A 16308-nucleotide genomic window follows, 5' to 3' on the forward strand; every position below is an offset into this window, starting at 1 on the left:
GTAAAGTTAAACGTATCTTTGCAACTGAAAAATTTTACCATGAATAGTTCTAAAAAAACAGACGAGTTTTACGAAAAACTAAAGTCACAATTATACGACACAGCGCTTTGGCCAGCAGAATATTTATATAAATTTATTGTACTTTCCAACGGTACAGGGATAAAGGATATTGAAGATCTTTTTAACGATTTAGGTGCAGTTATTACGACTAATGAATCTAAAAAAGGAAAGTATACAAGTGTTTCTATAAACGTTAGGATGAAAAATCCTGAAGCTGTTATAGCTAAATACAAGGAGGTAGCCGAAAATGTTGAAGGTGTAATTTCTCTGTAAAATTTATTATACCCTTCGTATTTTTTTGTACTTTGCAACAAAACCTAAAGACTACAGGTTTTATTATTATTTACTACACACTTTACAATTTTGATTGACGATTTAGAATATAACACAGAACGCGAGCATTTAATAATTCCAGAATACGGACGTCATCTGCAGAAGATGATTAATTATGCTAAGTCTCGCGAGACCAAAGAAGAACGAAATAAAGTCTCAAAGGCGATTATCTCAGTAATGGGTAACTTACAGCCACATTTAAGAGATGTGCCAGATTTTCAGCACAAATTATGGGATCAGTTATTTATTATGGCTGATTTTGATTTAGATGTTGACTCTCCTTTCGGTATGCCTTCAAAAGAAGAAATAGAAGCAAGACCAGAACCTTTAAAATATCCACAAAATCATCCAAAATATCGTTTCTATGGAAATAATATAAAAACGATGATTGATGTTGCCGTAAGTTGGGAAGAAGGTGAACTTAAAGAAGCTTTAACGTATACAATTGCTAACCACATGAAAAAGTGTTTCCTTAACTGGAACAAAGACACTGTAGAAGATGATGTGATTTTTGATCATTTGTTTGAGCTTTCAGGAGGCAAAATTAACTTAAAGAATAGTGATGAAGATTTAAGTGATTCTTCTAGCTTAATGCGCACTAAATCTAAGTATGGAGGAAAAGGTAGCTCGAATAAAAAGAATTCTTCAAACAAGAAAAAATATTCCAATAACAGAAAACGTTACTAATCACGAATGAGTACATTTAAAATTGAAGGCGGCCACCAACTTAAAGGTAAAATTCAGCCTCAAGGAGCAAAAAATGAAGCTTTACAAATCCTATGTGCAGTACTTTTAACTGCTGAAGAGGTTAAGATAAATAACATACCAGATATTATTGATGTAAATAAACTGATTGCTTTATTAAAAAAGTTAGGAGTAAAAATTAAGAAAGTTGGTAAAGGCTCTTTTACATTTAAGTCAGACGAAATCAACTTAAAATACTTAGAATCGGCTGAATTTAAAGAAGATGGAAAAGGGTTGAGAGGTTCTATAATGATAGTTGGTCCTTTGCTTGGGCGTTTTGGAAAAGGTTATATTCCGAAACCAGGTGGCGACAAAATAGGACGTCGTCGTTTAGATACGCATTTTGAAGGTTTTATAAACCTTGGTGCTAAATTTCGTTATAACAGAGATGACTTATTTTATGGTGTAGAAGCGAAAAAACTAAAAGGCGCATACATGCTTTTAGATGAAGCCTCTGTAACAGGAACGGCAAATATCGTAATGGCTGCTGTTTTAGCAGAAGGTACAACAACAATATATAATGCAGCTTGCGAACCTTACTTACAGCAATTATGTAAGATGTTGAATCGTATGGGAGCAAAAATCTCTGGCGTAGGTTCTAATCTCTTAAAGATAGAGGGTGTAAAAGAACTTGGTGGAACAGAACACAGAATGTTACCAGATATGATCGAGATAGGTAGTTGGATAGGGCTAGCGGCTATGACTAAAAGTGAGCTAACAATTACTAACGTAAGTTGGGATGATTTGGGTGTAATACCAAGTGTGTTTAGAAAAATAGGTATAAATATTGAACGTCAAGGCGATGATATTCATATACCAGCACATATCAATGGTTACGAAGTCCAAAATTATATTGATGGCTCTATTTTAACAATTGCTGATGCACCTTGGCCAGGTTTTACTCCAGATTTATTGAGTATAATCCTAACGGTTTTAACACAAGCTCGTGGAAGTGCTGTAGTACATCAAAAAATGTTTGAGAGTCGCTTATTTTTCGTTGATAAATTAATAGATATGGGAGCAAAGATTATTCTTTGTGATCCTCATAGAGCTACGATTATAGGCCATGATTTTAAATCAACACTAAAAGCGACTACAATGACTTCGCCAGATATTAGAGCAGGTGTCTCATTGTTAATCGCTGCATTATCTGCAAAAGGGACTTCAATAATTCATAATATTGAGCAAATTGATAGAGGTTATGAAAATATTGATGAGCGCTTGAGAGCTATAGGTGCTAAGATTGAACGTGTAGCAGGAAATTAGAATTTAATAGATCTAAATATAAAAAGCTTCAAGAACTCACTTGAAGCTTTTTAGTTTCTTAAAAAAATACTATTCCATAGAATATAAAAACTGCTCACTTACAATTTTACCGTCTTTGACTTCAAATACTGCAAGTTCTTCCATTTGTTGTCTTCCTCTGTCTTTAAAAGTGACGTCAAAATCCATTTTCGTAGTAAAGTAATTTCCCGCCACAACAGGCTCACTGATAGAGCTGCTATGAAATTCAGTAACATTATCTAACCATTCTTTGTTTTTATTCCATACCTCTTGTTTGCCAGTTATTTTTTCTCCAGGCATTCCTGGCATTTCATTACTAGTTACGTTGTCTGCGTATAATTCGTTGATGCAATCTAAGTTTTCACCTTTATTACACATTTCTTGCCATTTTTTGGCAACATCCCAAGTGTTCATATTGTTTTTGGTTTTTAATTAGTACTCTAAATTTAACCAAAAGTCTATTGATAAATCTTAAAATAATGTTATGATTAAGTTACTGGCAAACGAAAAAAAGCTCTGATGACTAGTCAGAGCTTAAAAATTGTTTACAGAAATGGTTATTTCGATAATGACGTTACACGTCATTTGCTTTAACGTAATTTATTAGATATTATTTTATTTATATGTTAAAAATTTATATTTTTTATAATAATTATGTTAATTGATGGCAGATTTGTAAGTTTTTAAACAACGTTCCCTAGCCTCCTTATGATCAACTATCGGCTTTGGATAGGTGAGTTCTTGATAATCTGGAACCCACTTATTAATGTATTCATGATTTTTATCAAACTTCTTAATCTGAGAGGTTGGATTGAAAATTCTAAAATAAGGTGAGGCATCTACACCAGAACCAGCAACCCATTGCCAATTACCGACATTACTAGCCATTTCATAATCGTGCAGTTTTTCTGCAAAATAAGCTTCTCCCCAACGCCAATCAATTAATAAGTGTTTGCAAAGAAAACTACCAACCAACATTCGTACACGATTGTGCATAAAACCTGTTTTATTGAGTTGTCTCATACCAGCATCAACTAATGGGTAACCAGTTTTACCTTCGCACCATTTTTTGAATTCGACTTCATTATTTCTCCATTCTATTCTGTCATATTTTGCTTTAAAAGCTTTGTCTTTGGTATGTGGATAATGCCAAAGTATTTGCATAAAAAACTCACGCCAAATCAGTTCTTGCCAAAAGATTTCATTCTTTTCTGCAATTGCTTTTTTCATCATTTTCCGTATACTAACAGTTCCAAAACGTAAATGGGTACCTAATCTAGAGGTTGTGTCTTTTGCAGGATAATTTCTGGTGTCTTCGTATTGTTGAATTAAAGTTGGTGTTACTTCATATTCCGAGATGTTTTGTTGAGATGTTTCAAATCCAATATCAGATAGACTTAAATTTGGCAGTCTTGAATGTTCAACCAGATTGTTTAAATACGAATTAGTATAGAAAATCTCTAAATCAATAGTCTTAAATTTTTCTTTCCAAGTTCGCATATAAGGAGTATAAACTTTATATGGATCGCCATCTTTTTTTACCACCTCATCTTTTTCGAAAATGACTTGATCTTTGAAAGTTTTAAATTCTATATTATTTTTTTCTAAGAGTTTCCTAATCTCTTCATCACGTTCATTAGCATAAGGCTCATAATCGTGATTGGTGTATACTGTATCAATTTTGAACTCCTTTAATAACTCTTCATAAATTTCTTTTGGTTTACCATGATACATCGCAATACTACTGTCGTATTCGCTTTGTAAAGTTTGTCTCATGGTTTGGAGTGTCTGGTGTATAAAAGTGACGCGCGCATCGTTTTTAGGAAGTTTATCTAAGATTTCTGAATCAAAAATAAAAATTGGTAATACAGGATTTTCACCTCTCAGCGCTTCGTAAAAACCGATATTATCATCTAGTCTTAGGTCTCGTCTAAACCAAAAAATGTTAACCTTATAATTCATAGATTAGTATTTGCCAAAAAGTTCCTCTAATTTTTTTGTTCTATAGCTAAAAATTTCTTCAAGTTTTGGCTTTACTAATATAGGGTGAACCAGTTGTCCTAAAATTCCCATTGGTACTTTATAATCGATAATATCTTCCATTTCAACACCACCATCAATAGCTTTTATGAAATGTTTGTGATGCCATAATGCATAAGGTCCAAAACGTTGTTCGTCTACAAAATATTCTTTGTCTTTTACATGGGTAATTTCTGTTACCCATTTTGTTTTTATACCCAAAACTGGAGTTACGATATATTGTATAATTTGCCCAGAAAACATTGGTCTGTCTGCACCAGATAAAATACTAAAACCCATATAATCTGGCGTTATGGTTTTTAAGTTTTTTGGACTTGATAAGAATTCCCAAGCTTCCTCAACTGATATAGGTAAATTTTGTTTCTTGTGAAGTGTGTATATTTTCATTTCGTTTCTTTTGACGGCTAAATGTATTCTGTGAACTAGTTATTAAACGCTATATATCCGTTTAGTGAGGTTGCAATACATAACCATATAATATAAGGGAGAAGGAGGTATTTCATCTTGCTCAATTTTTCATCCCCAAAGCTTATAAAGAAATATAATATAACTAAGGTTAACGCTATAATGGTAAAAAGCGCAATATTTACTAAGTTCTGATTAAAAAAAATATAATTCCAACTTACATTTAAAAATAAAGCAATACTGTAAATGATAATAATAAATTTTGATGTTCTATAAGTAAACAGATAAGTTAAATAGATTGAAAAGCATATCATTATAAGTGTCCAAGCTACACCAAAAACCCAGCCTGGTGGTGTCCATGGAGCTTGATTGAGACTTGTGTACCAAACAGAAGTTGGTCCATCATTCATTAAATAACTACCTATAGCTAAACCTCCAAAATTGATAACAAGGAATAATATTAGAAGATAGATTTTTTTCAAAATTCTATTGTTTTAAAACCTCAATCTGTTCTATAATTTTTTGTGCTTCAGCGTATTTTTTATCACTTTCAGATCTATTTGTTGTTGAAAGTCTGTGCCAGTCTGCCATCAGCTTTTCATACTGTTTCTGAAGTTTGTCCAATTCTGAGGTTTTCTTAAATAATCCAAACATATATAATTATTTTAAATATTGAGTAATACGAGAATTAGTAGGTTTTGTGATAGAGTAGTAGTAGTCCAAAAACTCACCATTTTCATCTATTATATACTTCTGAAAGTTCCATTTAATCGTAGAGTTTTGTTTTCCATTGATTGCTTTTTTTGTCAACCACTTATATAGCGGGTGTTGCTGATCACCTTTAACATTTATCTTCTCTGTAACTAAAAAAGATACGCCATAGTTTCTCTCACAAAATTCTTGTATTTCCTCCGATTTACCTGGTTCTTGCCTGCCGAACTGATTACACGGTACACCAATTACAGCCAAATTGTTTTGATATATTTCATGCAGTTTTTGCAGCTCCCTGTATTGAGGTGTAAATCCACATTTTGATGCTACATTGACAAATAAAATTTTCTTTCCTTTAAAATTAGATAAATCTATTGGTTGTCCTTGAAGGTTGTTTATTTCTATATCATATATAGACTGTGTGGCTTTTTGAGTTACATTATTATCTGTTGTTGTAATTGTGCCAACAAAGGCTTTTAATGGATTCATATCATTATAGTTTAAAACTTACAATACCACAATCCATCTGAAAAACTTGACCGGAGAGTGATGCTGCTTTTTCTGAAAGTAAAAATGCTGCCATATCAGCTACTTCTTGCGGTTGTAAGTATTTTTTTAGTGGGTGACGATCACTCATATTCTCAATCATGCGTTCATTTCTCAATAGCTTTGATGCCAATTCGGTGTCAGTTACTGTCGGTGCAATTGCATTGACACGTACTGTAGGCGCTAACTCTGCGCCTAACGACTTCGTTAAGCCTTCTACTGCAGATTTTGATGCTGCCACGCTTGCATGAAATGGCATTCCTAACTTAGCTGCCACTGTGCTGAATAATACAATAGATGGTTTACTACCATTTTTTAAAGCTGGCAAGTATTTTTGTACCGCTTTTACCGCCCCTAAAACGTTAATCTCAAAATCATTTTTGAAATCATCAATGCTCAATCTATTTATGGGTTTTAAATTGATGCTTCCAGGACAATACACGAGTCCATCTGCGGATTCTATGTCTGGTAATTCATCATTTAAGACATCACAATCATAATGTTTTAAATTGCTCGGTATTTCTTCTGGTGCTGTTCTACTGATGTTTACCACTTCATCATAAGAAGAAAGCAAAGACCTGACAATTGCATTGCCAATACCTTTGCTTCCACCAATCACTATTAATCTGCTCATTTGGTTACAATGCTGTTAAAGGGCGACCCTTTAAACGTTTTTCAATTTTTTGTTTTATAACTGTTAAGCGTTTCATGATTTCCATGATGCTTTGATCTTTATTTTGTTTGTAAATTTCGTTGAGACCTAAAATCAAAGATTTTGCTTCTCTCGACATCTTTACGCGGTCACTAGTAGATAGTGACTTTCTTTTTTGTTGCTCAAACTCTAGAGCTCTGTTGATTAAATCCATAACAATTTATTTAGTTATTAATATAATTTTGTAGTTCTGAAATTTTCTCTGGTGTATTAAATTCACCACCGTAATATGTGGTTACTGTTGCAGAGGTATCATCTTTAACACCTCTAGAAGACACACACAAATGCTTAGCATCTATGATTACAGCAACGTCTTCTGTTTCTAAAACAGTTTTAAGTTCGTTGGCAATTTGATTTGTTAAACGCTCTTGTACCTGTGGTCGTTTAGCGTAATATTGAACTATTCGGTTTAATTTCGAAAGTCCTATAACTTTTCCTGACGATTTGTAAGCAATGTGAGCTTTGCCAATGATCGGCACAAAGTGATGCTCGCAGTTAGAATAAAATGTAATATTTTTTTCAACTAGCATCTGATTGTACTGATACTTATTATCGAATAATGCCACTTTAGGTTTATTCTTAGGATCTAGTCCTGAGAAAATTTCTTCTATGTACATTTTGGCTACACGATCTGGTGTGCCTTGTAATGAATCGTCAGTTAAATCTAAACCTAATACATCCATTATTTCTGAAAATAAGATAGATATTCGTTGTTTTTTTTCATCATTAGACATATCAAAAGCATTTGGCTTCATTGGTGTATCTAGACTTGTGAATAAATGGTCATCACCAATATCTTCATTACTAAATCCATTTAGCTGATGTCCATTTTTTTGGGAAATTGTTTCTGTTTTCATAGAATCTTTTTAATGTGCTGGCTTTAAGTACTCCAAACTTAAATCAAAGCACGTGTTAACGTTTTGAAATAGAGTTATTTGTTATTGTTCTTTGTCTAGAGCATTTAAATCTGCCTTCGTCAAACGTTCTTTTTTTACTGTGTTTTGTAGCTCTTCCTTGCACTCGTGCTCTCCATAATCTGAAGCTACTAGGTTTTAATTCTTTTCGCATTAAATTAATAACCTCTTGTTCTTTTAATCCAAATTGAAATGTAATAGCATCAAATGGTGTTCTGTCTTCCCATGCCATTTCAATAACACGATCAATGTCTCTCATTTCTAAATTCATATGTCCTGAGGCATGGCGTATTGCATGTCATATTTTACCTTTTCATCTAGTAATTTATTAAAGAACTTTTTATTCTCTTTAAAAGTTTTACTGTTTCTGAATTGTATATATTTTCCTTGAGCATGAATACTAGAACCATTAGTTTTATAGACTACCAATTGATAATAAGGTATGACCCAAGTAAAGTTTTTTAAACCTTTATTAATCATGATCAAAATCCCTTTTGGTCTCAATTCAATATTGGCATAATTTATATCAGATACCAAATTCATCATGGATTTCATATTAGGACTAACATCGTCAATTATCATACGCTTTGAGCCCACTCCTCCTAATTTCAATTTCTGTACCAAACTAAACTGATGACCAACAATGTCAGCTATAATTTGTTTGTGTTCAGGATTGTTATGTGTTGTATTTAGTATCATTACATAGTAAATGTACAAAATGTTTAACGTTTATAATTAAAACTTAAACAAAATTAACACAGAATTAAGAATGTAAGGAATTAGCTTTAAAATTCAGAAGACTATTCGTTCTTGAGCATTCGGTTTCTATCACTTAGTGTATGTCGTTCAAGTATTCTAAAACTTTCACGAACAACATCTGTATCTTTTTTCATGTTCCAAAGAATATCACTTGCACGCTTACGATTTTCTTTAATATCTACAATAGGAAAAGGATAATCGTCTCCAAGTTTAAAACTGTAGAAGTTTTGTTCCATATCTGTCATTAAGTAGGGCTCATGAATAAATGCTGTATCTAAAGTTGCAAGCTCAGGTACCCATTTCTTTATAAAAACTGCATCAGGATCATGTTTTAGACTATTAGTGGTTGGATTGTAAATTCTAAGATTATTAATCCCTGTTTCACCAGCTTGCATCTGTAATTGTGGAAAATGTATTCCAGGTTCAAAATCCAGGAATTGTTGCGATAGATGCGTCGTAGCTGATTGCCATGGTTGCCAGAGTATATGTGTGAAAAATGATGCTAACATAGCACGCATTCTAAAATTTACATAGCCAGTTTCAATAAGACAGCGCATACTTGCGTCCAATAAAGGAAATCCGGTTTGCCCTGTTTTCCATGCTTCTATATAGTCTTCAGATATACTTTTCTTTAATTTATGATAGCCCTTATTTACACTGGCATTTTCCATAGTATGTTCCATTTCAAACTTTTGAATGAAATGAGCTTGCCATCGTAATCTTGATATGAAGGCACCAATATGTCTTTTGTTTTCTGTGTTATTTTTTAATGCTTGACCTTTCTGAAATACTTGTCTAATAGATAAATTTCCCCAAGCGATATATGGCGAAATCCTACTGCAACTACTTCTTGAAGCTTCTGGTTTAGAAATATTGATCATGTAGTCTTCATGTCTGCTTTCAAAAAATGAATTAGCATATTTCCAACCTATAGTACTGCCGCCTTTTTGAAATTTTGTTTTAGATTCTGTGTCTAAAACAGTAACTGTAAATACGTTTTCTAAAGTTTCAATTTCAGTAGTACTTAATAACTGCTTCTCTTTTGGTTGAAATGTTTCAAGCTCTTGATTCATGTAAGCTTCCCAATTTTCGAACCAATTATCTCTGTTTACTAAACCGCGTTCAACACCATTATTTTTTGATTCTTCCCAGTCTATAAAGTTATTTCTGCAGTAACGCGTAAATTCTTTGTCTCTGTTGTAAGTAACTAATAATCCGGTTTCAGCATGAGAATAAATAGTACCAATTTTGTAGAATTCTTGAAGATGATTAAAAGCATTAGTAATATCGCTAGTAACTGTTAATACTTTTGAATTGTATTCTGAAAGCTGTCTATTTAAATCTCTTATCGACTCTTTTATAAAATTAAAATGACGCTCACTATAATGCTCATCATTTAAAATGATATTTTCAAAAACATATATTAATAACGTTCGCTCTACTGATTTTAAAGCATTAGAAATAGCTTCATTATCCTGAAGTCTTAAATCTCGCTTTAGCCAAACTACATTGATATGTTCTTTTGCTGACATTATAATTGCTCTAAAAAAGTTTTTGCGTTCTCAAAGTGCTTTTCCTTTGGTTCTTGTTTCATTTTATCGAATGTTCTTATAAGCATTCCTAACCGTGGATTACTTAAAAAGAACTCTCTATGCTTATCCATAAATGTCCAGAATAATCCATCCCAAATAGGCTGCCAACTTCCTTTAGAATAATTACTCATTTTCATAATATAGTTGCTGCTACTTATATAAGGCTTGGTTGACATTAAGCCACCATCGGCATATAAACTCATGCCATATACATTAGGTACCATAACCCAATCATAGGAATCAATAAATAATTCCATAAACCATTTGTAGACATCGTCTGGATCAAATTCGCACAGTACCATGAAGTTTCCTAAAATCATCAAACGTTCTATATGATGGGCATAACCTGTTTTTAAGACTTTCTTTATGACATCATCAATTGGTTTAATTCCTGTTGAACCATCGTAAAATGACTTAGGGATTTTTCTATTGAATTTCCAAAAATTCTTATTGCGTTCTTCGGTACCCTTCACTTCGTATATACCACGTATAAATTCTCGCCATCCTAATATTTGGCGAACAAAACCTTCTGTTGAATTTAATGGAATATCATTTTCTTTTGCATATGCTATAGCCTGGGATATAACGTACTTTGGTTCTAATAGTCCGACATTTATTAAAGGCGATAGTAGGCTGTGATTTAAAAAATGCTCTTCTTTTACGATAGCGTCTTCATAGACTCCAAACTCATGAAATCGAATTTCTAAGAATTGTTGGAACCACGCTTCCGAAGTTTTATAATCTATAGGGTAGATGGTGAAGTCACTTAACTCTCCATAATGATTCGCAAAATGTGCATTGACATAGCTTTCGGCTTCTTTATGATAATCAGTAGTGTCTGGAAATTGAATACTAGGAGGAATTTTCTCTTTTGGATATTTTTTTCTGTTGTCAGAATCGTAAGTCCATTTTCCACCCTCTGGTTCACCTGAAACCATTAAAACATCTCTATCTTTTCGTTGTTGTTTGTAAAATGAAGTTTGAAAGAATTTCTTTTTTGTTGGTTTAAAAAAGGTTGATAAATCTTCTTTTGAATTTATGAATAATGAATTTTCATACCACTCTATTTCTATGGATTCTGTAGTTGAATCAATATGCTTTTGAAGCCAATTGTCGGTTGGGTCTGTAATATGAAGTTTTTCAATGCCGTCTTCAATAAGTTTTGGAATAAGCTTACGCACATCACTCAGGTTATTAGTAGCGTCAACATATTTTATGGTCTTACCTTTCTTTTTCAAGTAATCTTGATATGCTTTCATTGTAGCACGATGAAAAGCAATTTTTTGTTTGTGGAATTTATAATGTTTAAAAAACAAAAATTCCTCAACTAAATAAATATCACAATCTTGTTTAAGAATTAGTGAATTCTTAAATAGTTGATGTGGGAATATTAAGACTGCTTCTTTCATTTTAAAATAGGCTAGGTTGTAACCAAAGTTTTCTAAACTTTCCATTTGTATCGTATCGTTCTGCTTGAAGTTGAACGTTAAACTTTCTGTCTCTTGGGTCATTACCAACTCCTGCAACATACATCCAATTACCATAATTACTATGAACATCATAATCGATAAGTAAAGACTCGAAATAAGCAGCTCCGATTCGCCAATCTAGTTCTAATTCTTTAGCGAAATATGAGGCCACATTTTGTCGTCCCCTATTACTCATCCAACCTGTTTCTTTTAGCTCTATCATATTAGCGTTTACGAAGTCTAAAGACGTTTCTCCACTCATCCATTTTTCAATTTTTGTTTTGGTTGAGTCCCAATCATAATTCTTTTTTAAAATACCTTCTAGCTTAAAAATCTGATTGCCATGCTTTAAAGAGACATACTTGAAGTAATCTCTCCAAATCAACTCGAAAATCAACCAATAGGTCGATTGATTTTTATAATGTAGTTCTTCAAATTTTTTAACTTTCCAATAAATGGTTCTTGCTGAGATTGATCCATTTGCTAACCAAGGAGAAAATTTTGAACTATAATCTTTACCAACTAAACCGTTTCTTGTTTTTTTGTAAAATCCTAACTTTTTGGTGTTGAAAAAATAATTTTGAAGTCGCTTTATCGCATTGGTTTCACCACCCTTAAACGGGAAAGCGGAATGTGGATGTGTTTTAAAGTCTTTAAATCCTAATATTTCGAGCGAAGGAATTTTAGTGTTATTATCAATTCTATTGTCCTCAGAAAACTTTATTATGTTTAACTCTGGACGAATTTCAACATATTTTTCAAGCTTTTTTCTAAAGACCGTAAACACGTGTGGCGTTTTAGAAATCTCGAAATTTATATCGTCAGGATGGAATAAAAATTGATTGTGAATATGATGCCATTTTACATGTTTGGTTTTCGATTTTACCAAACTTTCCGAGTCCACTTCTTCTTGTGTCCATTCCTTTTGAAGATATATGTCAGTTATTTTATTTTCATCACAAATTTTAGGAATAACAATTTCAGGACAATCATTAAAAACTAATAAATAAACATTGAGATTATTCAGTTGTTTTTTTAAATTATGAATAGTTTCAATTAAGAATTTAGCCCTATATTTTTCTGTTTTTTTAAACCCAAATTTATCAAGAGAGAAGAGGCGTGGGTCAAAACAATAAACGCCAATAAGTTGGTCGCAGTTTTTTTGAGCTTCAAATAAAACTGCGTTGTCAATAGTTCTTAAATCATTTCTAAACCAAACTAGATTTATATTATTTTTTGTCTTCTGCATCTTTCACTACAATATTTTACATTGTCCCAATCTTTTTTCCATTTTTTTCGCCATGAGAATGGTCGGTTGCAGACAAGACAAATTTTTGTTGGAAGGTTTTTCTTTTTTACGGTTTTCATTTTTTAACCAAAGCGTTTATCATTCCACTGAACACAAAGGCATGAAAAGGTAAAACCATATACCAATATAATCTGCCCCAAACCCCTTTAGGTCTGAAAACGGCACGCTGGTATAATTGATCCTTTACAATTTTGAATTCTAACCATGCTTCTCCTGGTAAACGCATTTCAGCAAACAATAAAAGTCGTTTTTCGTCTTTGCTTGCATATAAAACACGCCAAAAATCTAAAGCGTCTCCAGCTTCTAGATGCGTCTCGCTTGTTCGACCGCGTCTTAATCCAACACCTCCAAAAAGTTTATCCATATAGCCTCTAAGTTTCCATAATCCATTGAAACTGTACCAGCCATTTCTTCCACCAATACTCCAGATTTTATTTAAGGTATGAGTCTCATCGATTACCTTTCGGTGTCTTACATCTTTGAAACAACCATATTGAGGTAACTCTATATGCTTAGATAATTGGTCTTTAAATCGTCCACTACTTACTGCATCTTTCCAACTTGATATTACAGCATTTTGCTCTATTCTTTGAAACGCTAAATTCACAGCTGTTTTATAATCCATTGGTTTCACACCAATTATCTCGTTTATGTTGCTCGATTTACCAATGACTTCGACTTTCATACTATCTACTAGGGCTGAAGCTAATTGAAACGATGTAGAAGTAACGAAATACAACCAATATGAAGATAGTTTTGGTGACAATACAGGAAGCGTAACGATATAACGTTTAAACCCTCTTACTTCAGCAAATTGAAGTAGCATTTCTTTATAGGTTAAGACTTCAGGACCAAAAATATCATAGGCGTTGTTATATAATTCTTCTTTACCTAATCCACCTGACAAAAATGTAAGTACATCTCTTATTCCCAAAGGTTGCGTCTTAGTATTTAGCCACCTTGGTGTAATCATAAAAGGTAGCTTCTCTACAATGTCTCGTATAATTTCAAAGGATGCACTTCCACTGCCGACAATGATTCCAGCTCTAAATGTGGTTAAAGCATAGATATCGGATTTTAGTGTGTTTTCTACCTGTAATCTCGATTTTAAATGTTTGGATAGTGATTCATCGTTTACAATACCACTTAAATATATGACTTGTTTACAATTGGTTGCTGAAACAAGATTCTTAAAATTTTGTGCACACTGTCGCTCTAAGTCTTCAAAATCATCTGAATCTGTCGACATAGAATGAATTAAATAATAGGCAGCATCAATATTCTTTGGAATTTTGTTTGGCTCGGGATCTAAGAAATCGACTTTAATAAAAGTGCAAAGTGGATTATCTTCAATTTCATCAGGAATACGATTTAAATCACGTACACAGCAAACCAGCTCATGCTTATCTTCGAGCAGTTGAAGTGCTAGTCTTCTGGCTATATAGCCTGTTGTGCCTGTGATTAATATTCGCATTAGTCATTGTTTTTTTCAAACTGTGGTTTTGGCCTTTGATATTCTAAACGGGTTTTTAATTGAGGTACTGCATAGCCATCTAAACCATTTATTGTTGCTACTTTTCCTTTAGACAGATTAATGAAGCCATCTTTTTCTAATAGCTCATCAGGAACATACAATTTATCAATTTTTCCAATTAGTAAAATCGTATTATTAACTTTAATAGGATATTCTTCAACGTAACTCATTGCTAATTGAATTGGACAACCCTTTACAAAAGGTGCTAAGAAACCATCTTTATAATCTTCATTTAATTTTGTGGCATCAAATTCTGAAATATGTTCGGCATACTTGGCGGAAGTGTGATGCGCATCGTCTAATATTTCATCATGAATATGATTAATGGTGTATTTCCCTGTTGATTTTATATTATGATATGTATTGCGCATCACGGTAGTTGGTCTTAAAAAAAAACCTAATAAAGCAGGATTTGAGCCCAGATGGGTGATAGAACTAAACACAGCGACATTACTTATACCATCATGACTTTTAGTACCAATTAAGTTTGCAGACTTATAACCTGAACAACTATTAATTAAGTTGATTCTGTACAAATGATGCATTTGGTCTAAATCATCGCTACTAAATTCTGTCATCTATAGATTTGTAAAATTGTTGATTTTTACATGCTCAGCTTTTAAATCGAACATTAAATTATACAATCCAAAGAACGTTCTATTTATATAAATGAAATGTTTTGAACCTCGATTCCCATTCATGTTTCTAAGTTCTGTGCTTTTAGAATAGCGTTGTCCCATCTCTGTTATTTGATTGAAAAATTCTGGATTCGAAAAATCAAATTCTTCAACATGGAATGGTTTTGTGAATAAACTTAAAAGCTCATGAAACATGCCACTAAAAAATTCAATCTCTTCTTTAGAATCATCTTTACGTAGAATTTCTAATTCGTACAGTTTTTCTGAAAAAGTTTTCGAATTGTTGATACAATCCTCTTCAGCCAATTCAAAATATGGTTTATAGAATTCTTCAGGAATTGACTTCATACAGCCAAAATCTAATGCAATTAAATCACCTTCTTTAGAAATTAAAAAATTCCCAGGATGCGGATCTGCATGTACTTTTTTCAATTTGTGTATTTGGAACATATAGAAATCCCATAAAGCTTGTCCTAAACGATTAGATACTTCTTGGTCAGTGTTATGTGCTACAAATTCCGAAAGATGTTCACCTTTCATATAATCCATAGTGATAATGCGCTCTGATGAAAACTCTTCGTAATATTTTGGAAACCTTAGATTTGGGATGTGCTTACAGGCTTCAACAACCGCTTTGCTTTGCTCTATTTCTAGGATATAATTTGTTTCTTCTGTAAGTTTATTTTCAACTTCTTTGAAATATTTATCCGAATCTTTTCCTTTAATATTGAACATTTTAATAGCTATGGGCTTAACCAATGCTAAATCAGAAGCAATACTTTCCGCAACTCCAGGATATTGGATTTTCACAGCAAATTTATTCCCATCCTTTTCTGCAATATGGACTTGGCCAATACTGGCAGCATTTACTGAAGTTGCGTTGAAAGTATCAAAAATATCTTCGGGATGTTTCCCAAAATATTTTTTAAATGTTTTTATAACTAAAGGCGGAGACAAAGGCGGAACAGAAAATTGCGATAACGAAAATTTCTCTACATATGCCTGTGGCAATATGCTCTTTTCCATACTTAACATTTGTGCGACTTTAAGAGCACTACCTTTTAATTTTTTTAAGCTGTCGTAAATGTCTTCTGCATTATTTTGATTGAGGCGTTCTTTGGCATCTTCCTTAGAGTTCAGCATTTTATCACCATAATACTTCAAGTAGTTAACACCTACTTTTGCACCTGTAGTTACTAATTTACTAGCTCTAGAAATTTTTGTAATTGGTATGCTATCTATGGTGTTCATTTATGCT

21 protein-coding genes are annotated in these 16308 nt (G+C 32.7%); 3 read left to right on the plus strand and 18 right to left on the minus strand.

Annotation, left to right across the window (positions count from 1 at the left end):
- Positions 1–39 precede the first annotated feature (39 nt).
- The 3 genes from Q0822_RS17820 to murA all read left to right on the plus strand — a co-directional run bounded on the left by Q0822_RS17820 (position 40) and on the right by murA (position 2403).
- Positions 40–333: a DUF493 family protein gene (locus tag Q0822_RS17820; protein ID WP_299126301.1), complete on the plus strand. Its 294-nt coding sequence runs from the start codon at positions 40–42 to the stop codon at positions 331–333.
- 90 nt (positions 334–423) lie between these two features.
- Positions 424–1080 (plus strand): DUF4290 domain-containing protein, encoded by a 657-nt coding sequence (locus Q0822_RS17825; RefSeq protein WP_299126302.1) that lies wholly within the window; start codon positions 424–426, stop codon positions 1078–1080.
- 6 nt (positions 1081–1086) lie between these two features.
- Entirely contained in the window at positions 1087–2403 is a 1317-nt protein-coding gene (gene murA / locus Q0822_RS17830) for a UDP-N-acetylglucosamine 1-carboxyvinyltransferase (protein ID WP_299126304.1), read from the plus strand.
- Between the two features lie 69 nt (positions 2404–2472).
- Here murA and Q0822_RS17835 read toward each other — a convergent pair whose 3' ends face one another.
- The 18 genes from Q0822_RS17835 to Q0822_RS17920 form a co-directional block, all read right to left on the minus strand.
- Positions 2473–2835, minus strand: a complete 363-nt coding sequence (locus tag Q0822_RS17835; protein ID WP_299126306.1) for a nuclear transport factor 2 family protein — start codon at positions 2833–2835, stop codon at positions 2473–2475.
- Between the two features lie 243 nt (positions 2836–3078).
- On the minus strand, positions 3079–4383 hold the full coding sequence (locus Q0822_RS17840; RefSeq protein ID WP_299126308.1) for a deoxyribodipyrimidine photo-lyase: 1305 nt from the start codon (positions 4381–4383) through the stop codon (positions 3079–3081).
- Positions 4384–4386: 3 nt separating this feature from the next.
- Entirely contained in the window at positions 4387–4848 is a 462-nt protein-coding gene (locus Q0822_RS17845) for an SRPBCC family protein (RefSeq protein ID WP_299126310.1), read from the minus strand.
- 35 nt (positions 4849–4883) lie between these two features.
- Entirely contained in the window at positions 4884–5348 is a 465-nt protein-coding gene (locus Q0822_RS17850) for a TspO/MBR family protein (protein ID WP_299126312.1), read from the minus strand.
- 4 nt (positions 5349–5352) lie between these two features.
- Complete coding sequence (locus Q0822_RS17855; protein WP_299126313.1) at positions 5353–5520, minus strand: Lacal_2735 family protein; 168 nt, start codon at positions 5518–5520, stop codon at positions 5353–5355.
- Between the two features lie 6 nt (positions 5521–5526).
- Entirely contained in the window at positions 5527–6066 is a 540-nt protein-coding gene (locus tag Q0822_RS17860) for a glutathione peroxidase (protein WP_299126314.1), read from the minus strand.
- A gap of 4 nt (positions 6067–6070) precedes the next feature.
- A complete protein-coding gene (locus Q0822_RS17865; protein ID WP_299126315.1) occupies positions 6071–6757 on the minus strand; it encodes an SDR family oxidoreductase in 687 nt (228 codons plus the stop codon).
- Positions 6758–6761: 4 nt separating this feature from the next.
- Positions 6762–6989, minus strand: a complete 228-nt coding sequence (locus Q0822_RS17870) for a hypothetical protein (RefSeq protein ID WP_299126316.1) — start codon at positions 6987–6989, stop codon at positions 6762–6764.
- A 10-nt stretch (positions 6990–6999) separates the two neighbouring features.
- On the minus strand, positions 7000–7692 hold the full coding sequence (folE, locus tag Q0822_RS17875) for a GTP cyclohydrolase I FolE (protein ID WP_299126318.1): 693 nt from the start codon (positions 7690–7692) through the stop codon (positions 7000–7002).
- 55 nt (positions 7693–7747) lie between these two features.
- The gene (locus tag Q0822_RS17880; protein ID WP_299126320.1) at positions 7748–8020 is read right to left on the minus strand and encodes a TIGR03643 family protein; all 273 of its coding nucleotides are present in this window, start codon (positions 8018–8020) and stop codon (positions 7748–7750) included.
- Positions 8017–8448 (minus strand): hypothetical protein, encoded by a 432-nt coding sequence (locus tag Q0822_RS17885; RefSeq protein WP_299126321.1) that lies wholly within the window; start codon positions 8446–8448, stop codon positions 8017–8019. The genes Q0822_RS17880 and Q0822_RS17885 overlap by 4 nt, the downstream gene beginning before the upstream one ends.
- Positions 8449–8549: 101 nt before the next feature.
- Positions 8550–10040 carry an FAD-binding domain-containing protein gene (locus Q0822_RS17890; RefSeq protein ID WP_299126323.1) on the minus strand — a complete coding sequence of 497 codons (1491 nt, stop codon included), beginning with the start codon at positions 10038–10040 and terminating at the stop codon, positions 8550–8552.
- A complete protein-coding gene (locus Q0822_RS17895) occupies positions 10040–11509 on the minus strand; it encodes a cryptochrome/photolyase family protein (RefSeq protein WP_299126325.1) in 1470 nt (489 codons plus the stop codon). Before Q0822_RS17895 ends, Q0822_RS17890 begins: the two co-directional genes overlap by 1 nt.
- A 1-nt stretch (position 11510) precedes the next feature.
- Positions 11511–12818 carry a DASH family cryptochrome gene (locus Q0822_RS17900; protein ID WP_299126328.1) on the minus strand — a complete coding sequence of 436 codons (1308 nt, stop codon included), beginning with the start codon at positions 12816–12818 and terminating at the stop codon, positions 11511–11513.
- Positions 12794–12937 (minus strand): DUF2256 domain-containing protein, encoded by a 144-nt coding sequence (locus tag Q0822_RS17905; protein WP_299126329.1) that lies wholly within the window; start codon positions 12935–12937, stop codon positions 12794–12796. Before Q0822_RS17905 ends, Q0822_RS17900 begins: the two co-directional genes overlap by 25 nt.
- The gene (locus Q0822_RS17910) at positions 12934–14352 is read right to left on the minus strand and encodes an SDR family oxidoreductase (RefSeq protein ID WP_299126331.1); all 1419 of its coding nucleotides are present in this window, start codon (positions 14350–14352) and stop codon (positions 12934–12936) included. The genes Q0822_RS17905 and Q0822_RS17910 overlap by 4 nt, the downstream gene beginning before the upstream one ends.
- Positions 14352–14990, minus strand: coding sequence for a flavin reductase (locus Q0822_RS17915; RefSeq protein WP_299126332.1), 639 nt, complete (start codon positions 14988–14990; stop codon positions 14352–14354). The genes Q0822_RS17910 and Q0822_RS17915 overlap by 1 nt, the downstream gene beginning before the upstream one ends.
- Positions 14991–16301 carry an AarF/UbiB family protein gene (locus Q0822_RS17920; RefSeq protein WP_299126334.1) on the minus strand — a complete coding sequence of 437 codons (1311 nt, stop codon included), beginning with the start codon at positions 16299–16301 and terminating at the stop codon, positions 14991–14993.
- Between the last annotated feature and the right edge of the window lie 7 nt (positions 16302–16308).

The sequence above is a fragment of the uncultured Winogradskyella sp. genome (assembly GCF_947496485.1).
Lineage (GTDB): Bacteria > Bacteroidota > Bacteroidia > Flavobacteriales > Flavobacteriaceae > Winogradskyella.

Excerpts from the sequence above, each read along its gene's own strand:
- Q0822_RS17820 (WP_299126301.1), top strand. The coding sequence starts at position 40 with ATGAATAGTTCTAAAAAAACAGACGAGTTTTACGAAAAACTAAAGTCA.
- murA (WP_299126304.1), top strand. The coding sequence starts at position 1,087 with ATGAGTACATTTAAAATTGAAGGCGGCCACCAACTTAAAGGTAAAATT.
- Q0822_RS17835 (WP_299126306.1), bottom strand. The coding sequence starts at position 2,835 with ATGAACACTTGGGATGTTGCCAAAAAATGGCAAGAAATGTGTAATAAA.
- Q0822_RS17840 (WP_299126308.1), bottom strand. The coding sequence starts at position 4,383 with ATGAATTATAAGGTTAACATTTTTTGGTTTAGACGAGACCTAAGACTA.
- Q0822_RS17845 (WP_299126310.1), bottom strand. The coding sequence starts at position 4,848 with ATGAAAATATACACACTTCACAAGAAACAAAATTTACCTATATCAGTT.
- Q0822_RS17855 (WP_299126313.1), bottom strand. The coding sequence starts at position 5,520 with ATGTTTGGATTATTTAAGAAAACCTCAGAATTGGACAAACTTCAGAAA.
- Q0822_RS17860 (WP_299126314.1), bottom strand. The coding sequence starts at position 6,066 with ATGAATCCATTAAAAGCCTTTGTTGGCACAATTACAACAACAGATAAT.
- Q0822_RS17865 (WP_299126315.1), bottom strand. The coding sequence starts at position 6,757 with ATGAGCAGATTAATAGTGATTGGTGGAAGCAAAGGTATTGGCAATGCA.
- Q0822_RS17870 (WP_299126316.1), bottom strand. The coding sequence starts at position 6,989 with ATGGATTTAATCAACAGAGCTCTAGAGTTTGAGCAACAAAAAAGAAAG.
- folE (WP_299126318.1), bottom strand. The coding sequence starts at position 7,692 with ATGAAAACAGAAACAATTTCCCAAAAAAATGGACATCAGCTAAATGGA.
- Q0822_RS17880 (WP_299126320.1), bottom strand. The coding sequence starts at position 8,020 with ATGAATTTAGAAATGAGAGACATTGATCGTGTTATTGAAATGGCATGG.
- Q0822_RS17885 (WP_299126321.1), bottom strand. The coding sequence starts at position 8,448 with ATGATACTAAATACAACACATAACAATCCTGAACACAAACAAATTATA.
- Q0822_RS17890 (WP_299126323.1), bottom strand. The coding sequence starts at position 10,040 with ATGTCAGCAAAAGAACATATCAATGTAGTTTGGCTAAAGCGAGATTTA.
- Q0822_RS17895 (WP_299126325.1), bottom strand. The coding sequence starts at position 11,509 with ATGAAAGAAGCAGTCTTAATATTCCCACATCAACTATTTAAGAATTCA.
- Q0822_RS17900 (WP_299126328.1), bottom strand. The coding sequence starts at position 12,818 with ATGCAGAAGACAAAAAATAATATAAATCTAGTTTGGTTTAGAAATGAT.
- Q0822_RS17905 (WP_299126329.1), bottom strand. The coding sequence starts at position 12,937 with ATGAAAACCGTAAAAAAGAAAAACCTTCCAACAAAAATTTGTCTTGTC.
- Q0822_RS17910 (WP_299126331.1), bottom strand. The coding sequence starts at position 14,352 with ATGCGAATATTAATCACAGGCACAACAGGCTATATAGCCAGAAGACTA.
- Q0822_RS17915 (WP_299126332.1), bottom strand. The coding sequence starts at position 14,990 with ATGACAGAATTTAGTAGCGATGATTTAGACCAAATGCATCATTTGTAC.
- Q0822_RS17920 (WP_299126334.1), bottom strand. The coding sequence starts at position 16,301 with ATGAACACCATAGATAGCATACCAATTACAAAAATTTCTAGAGCTAGT.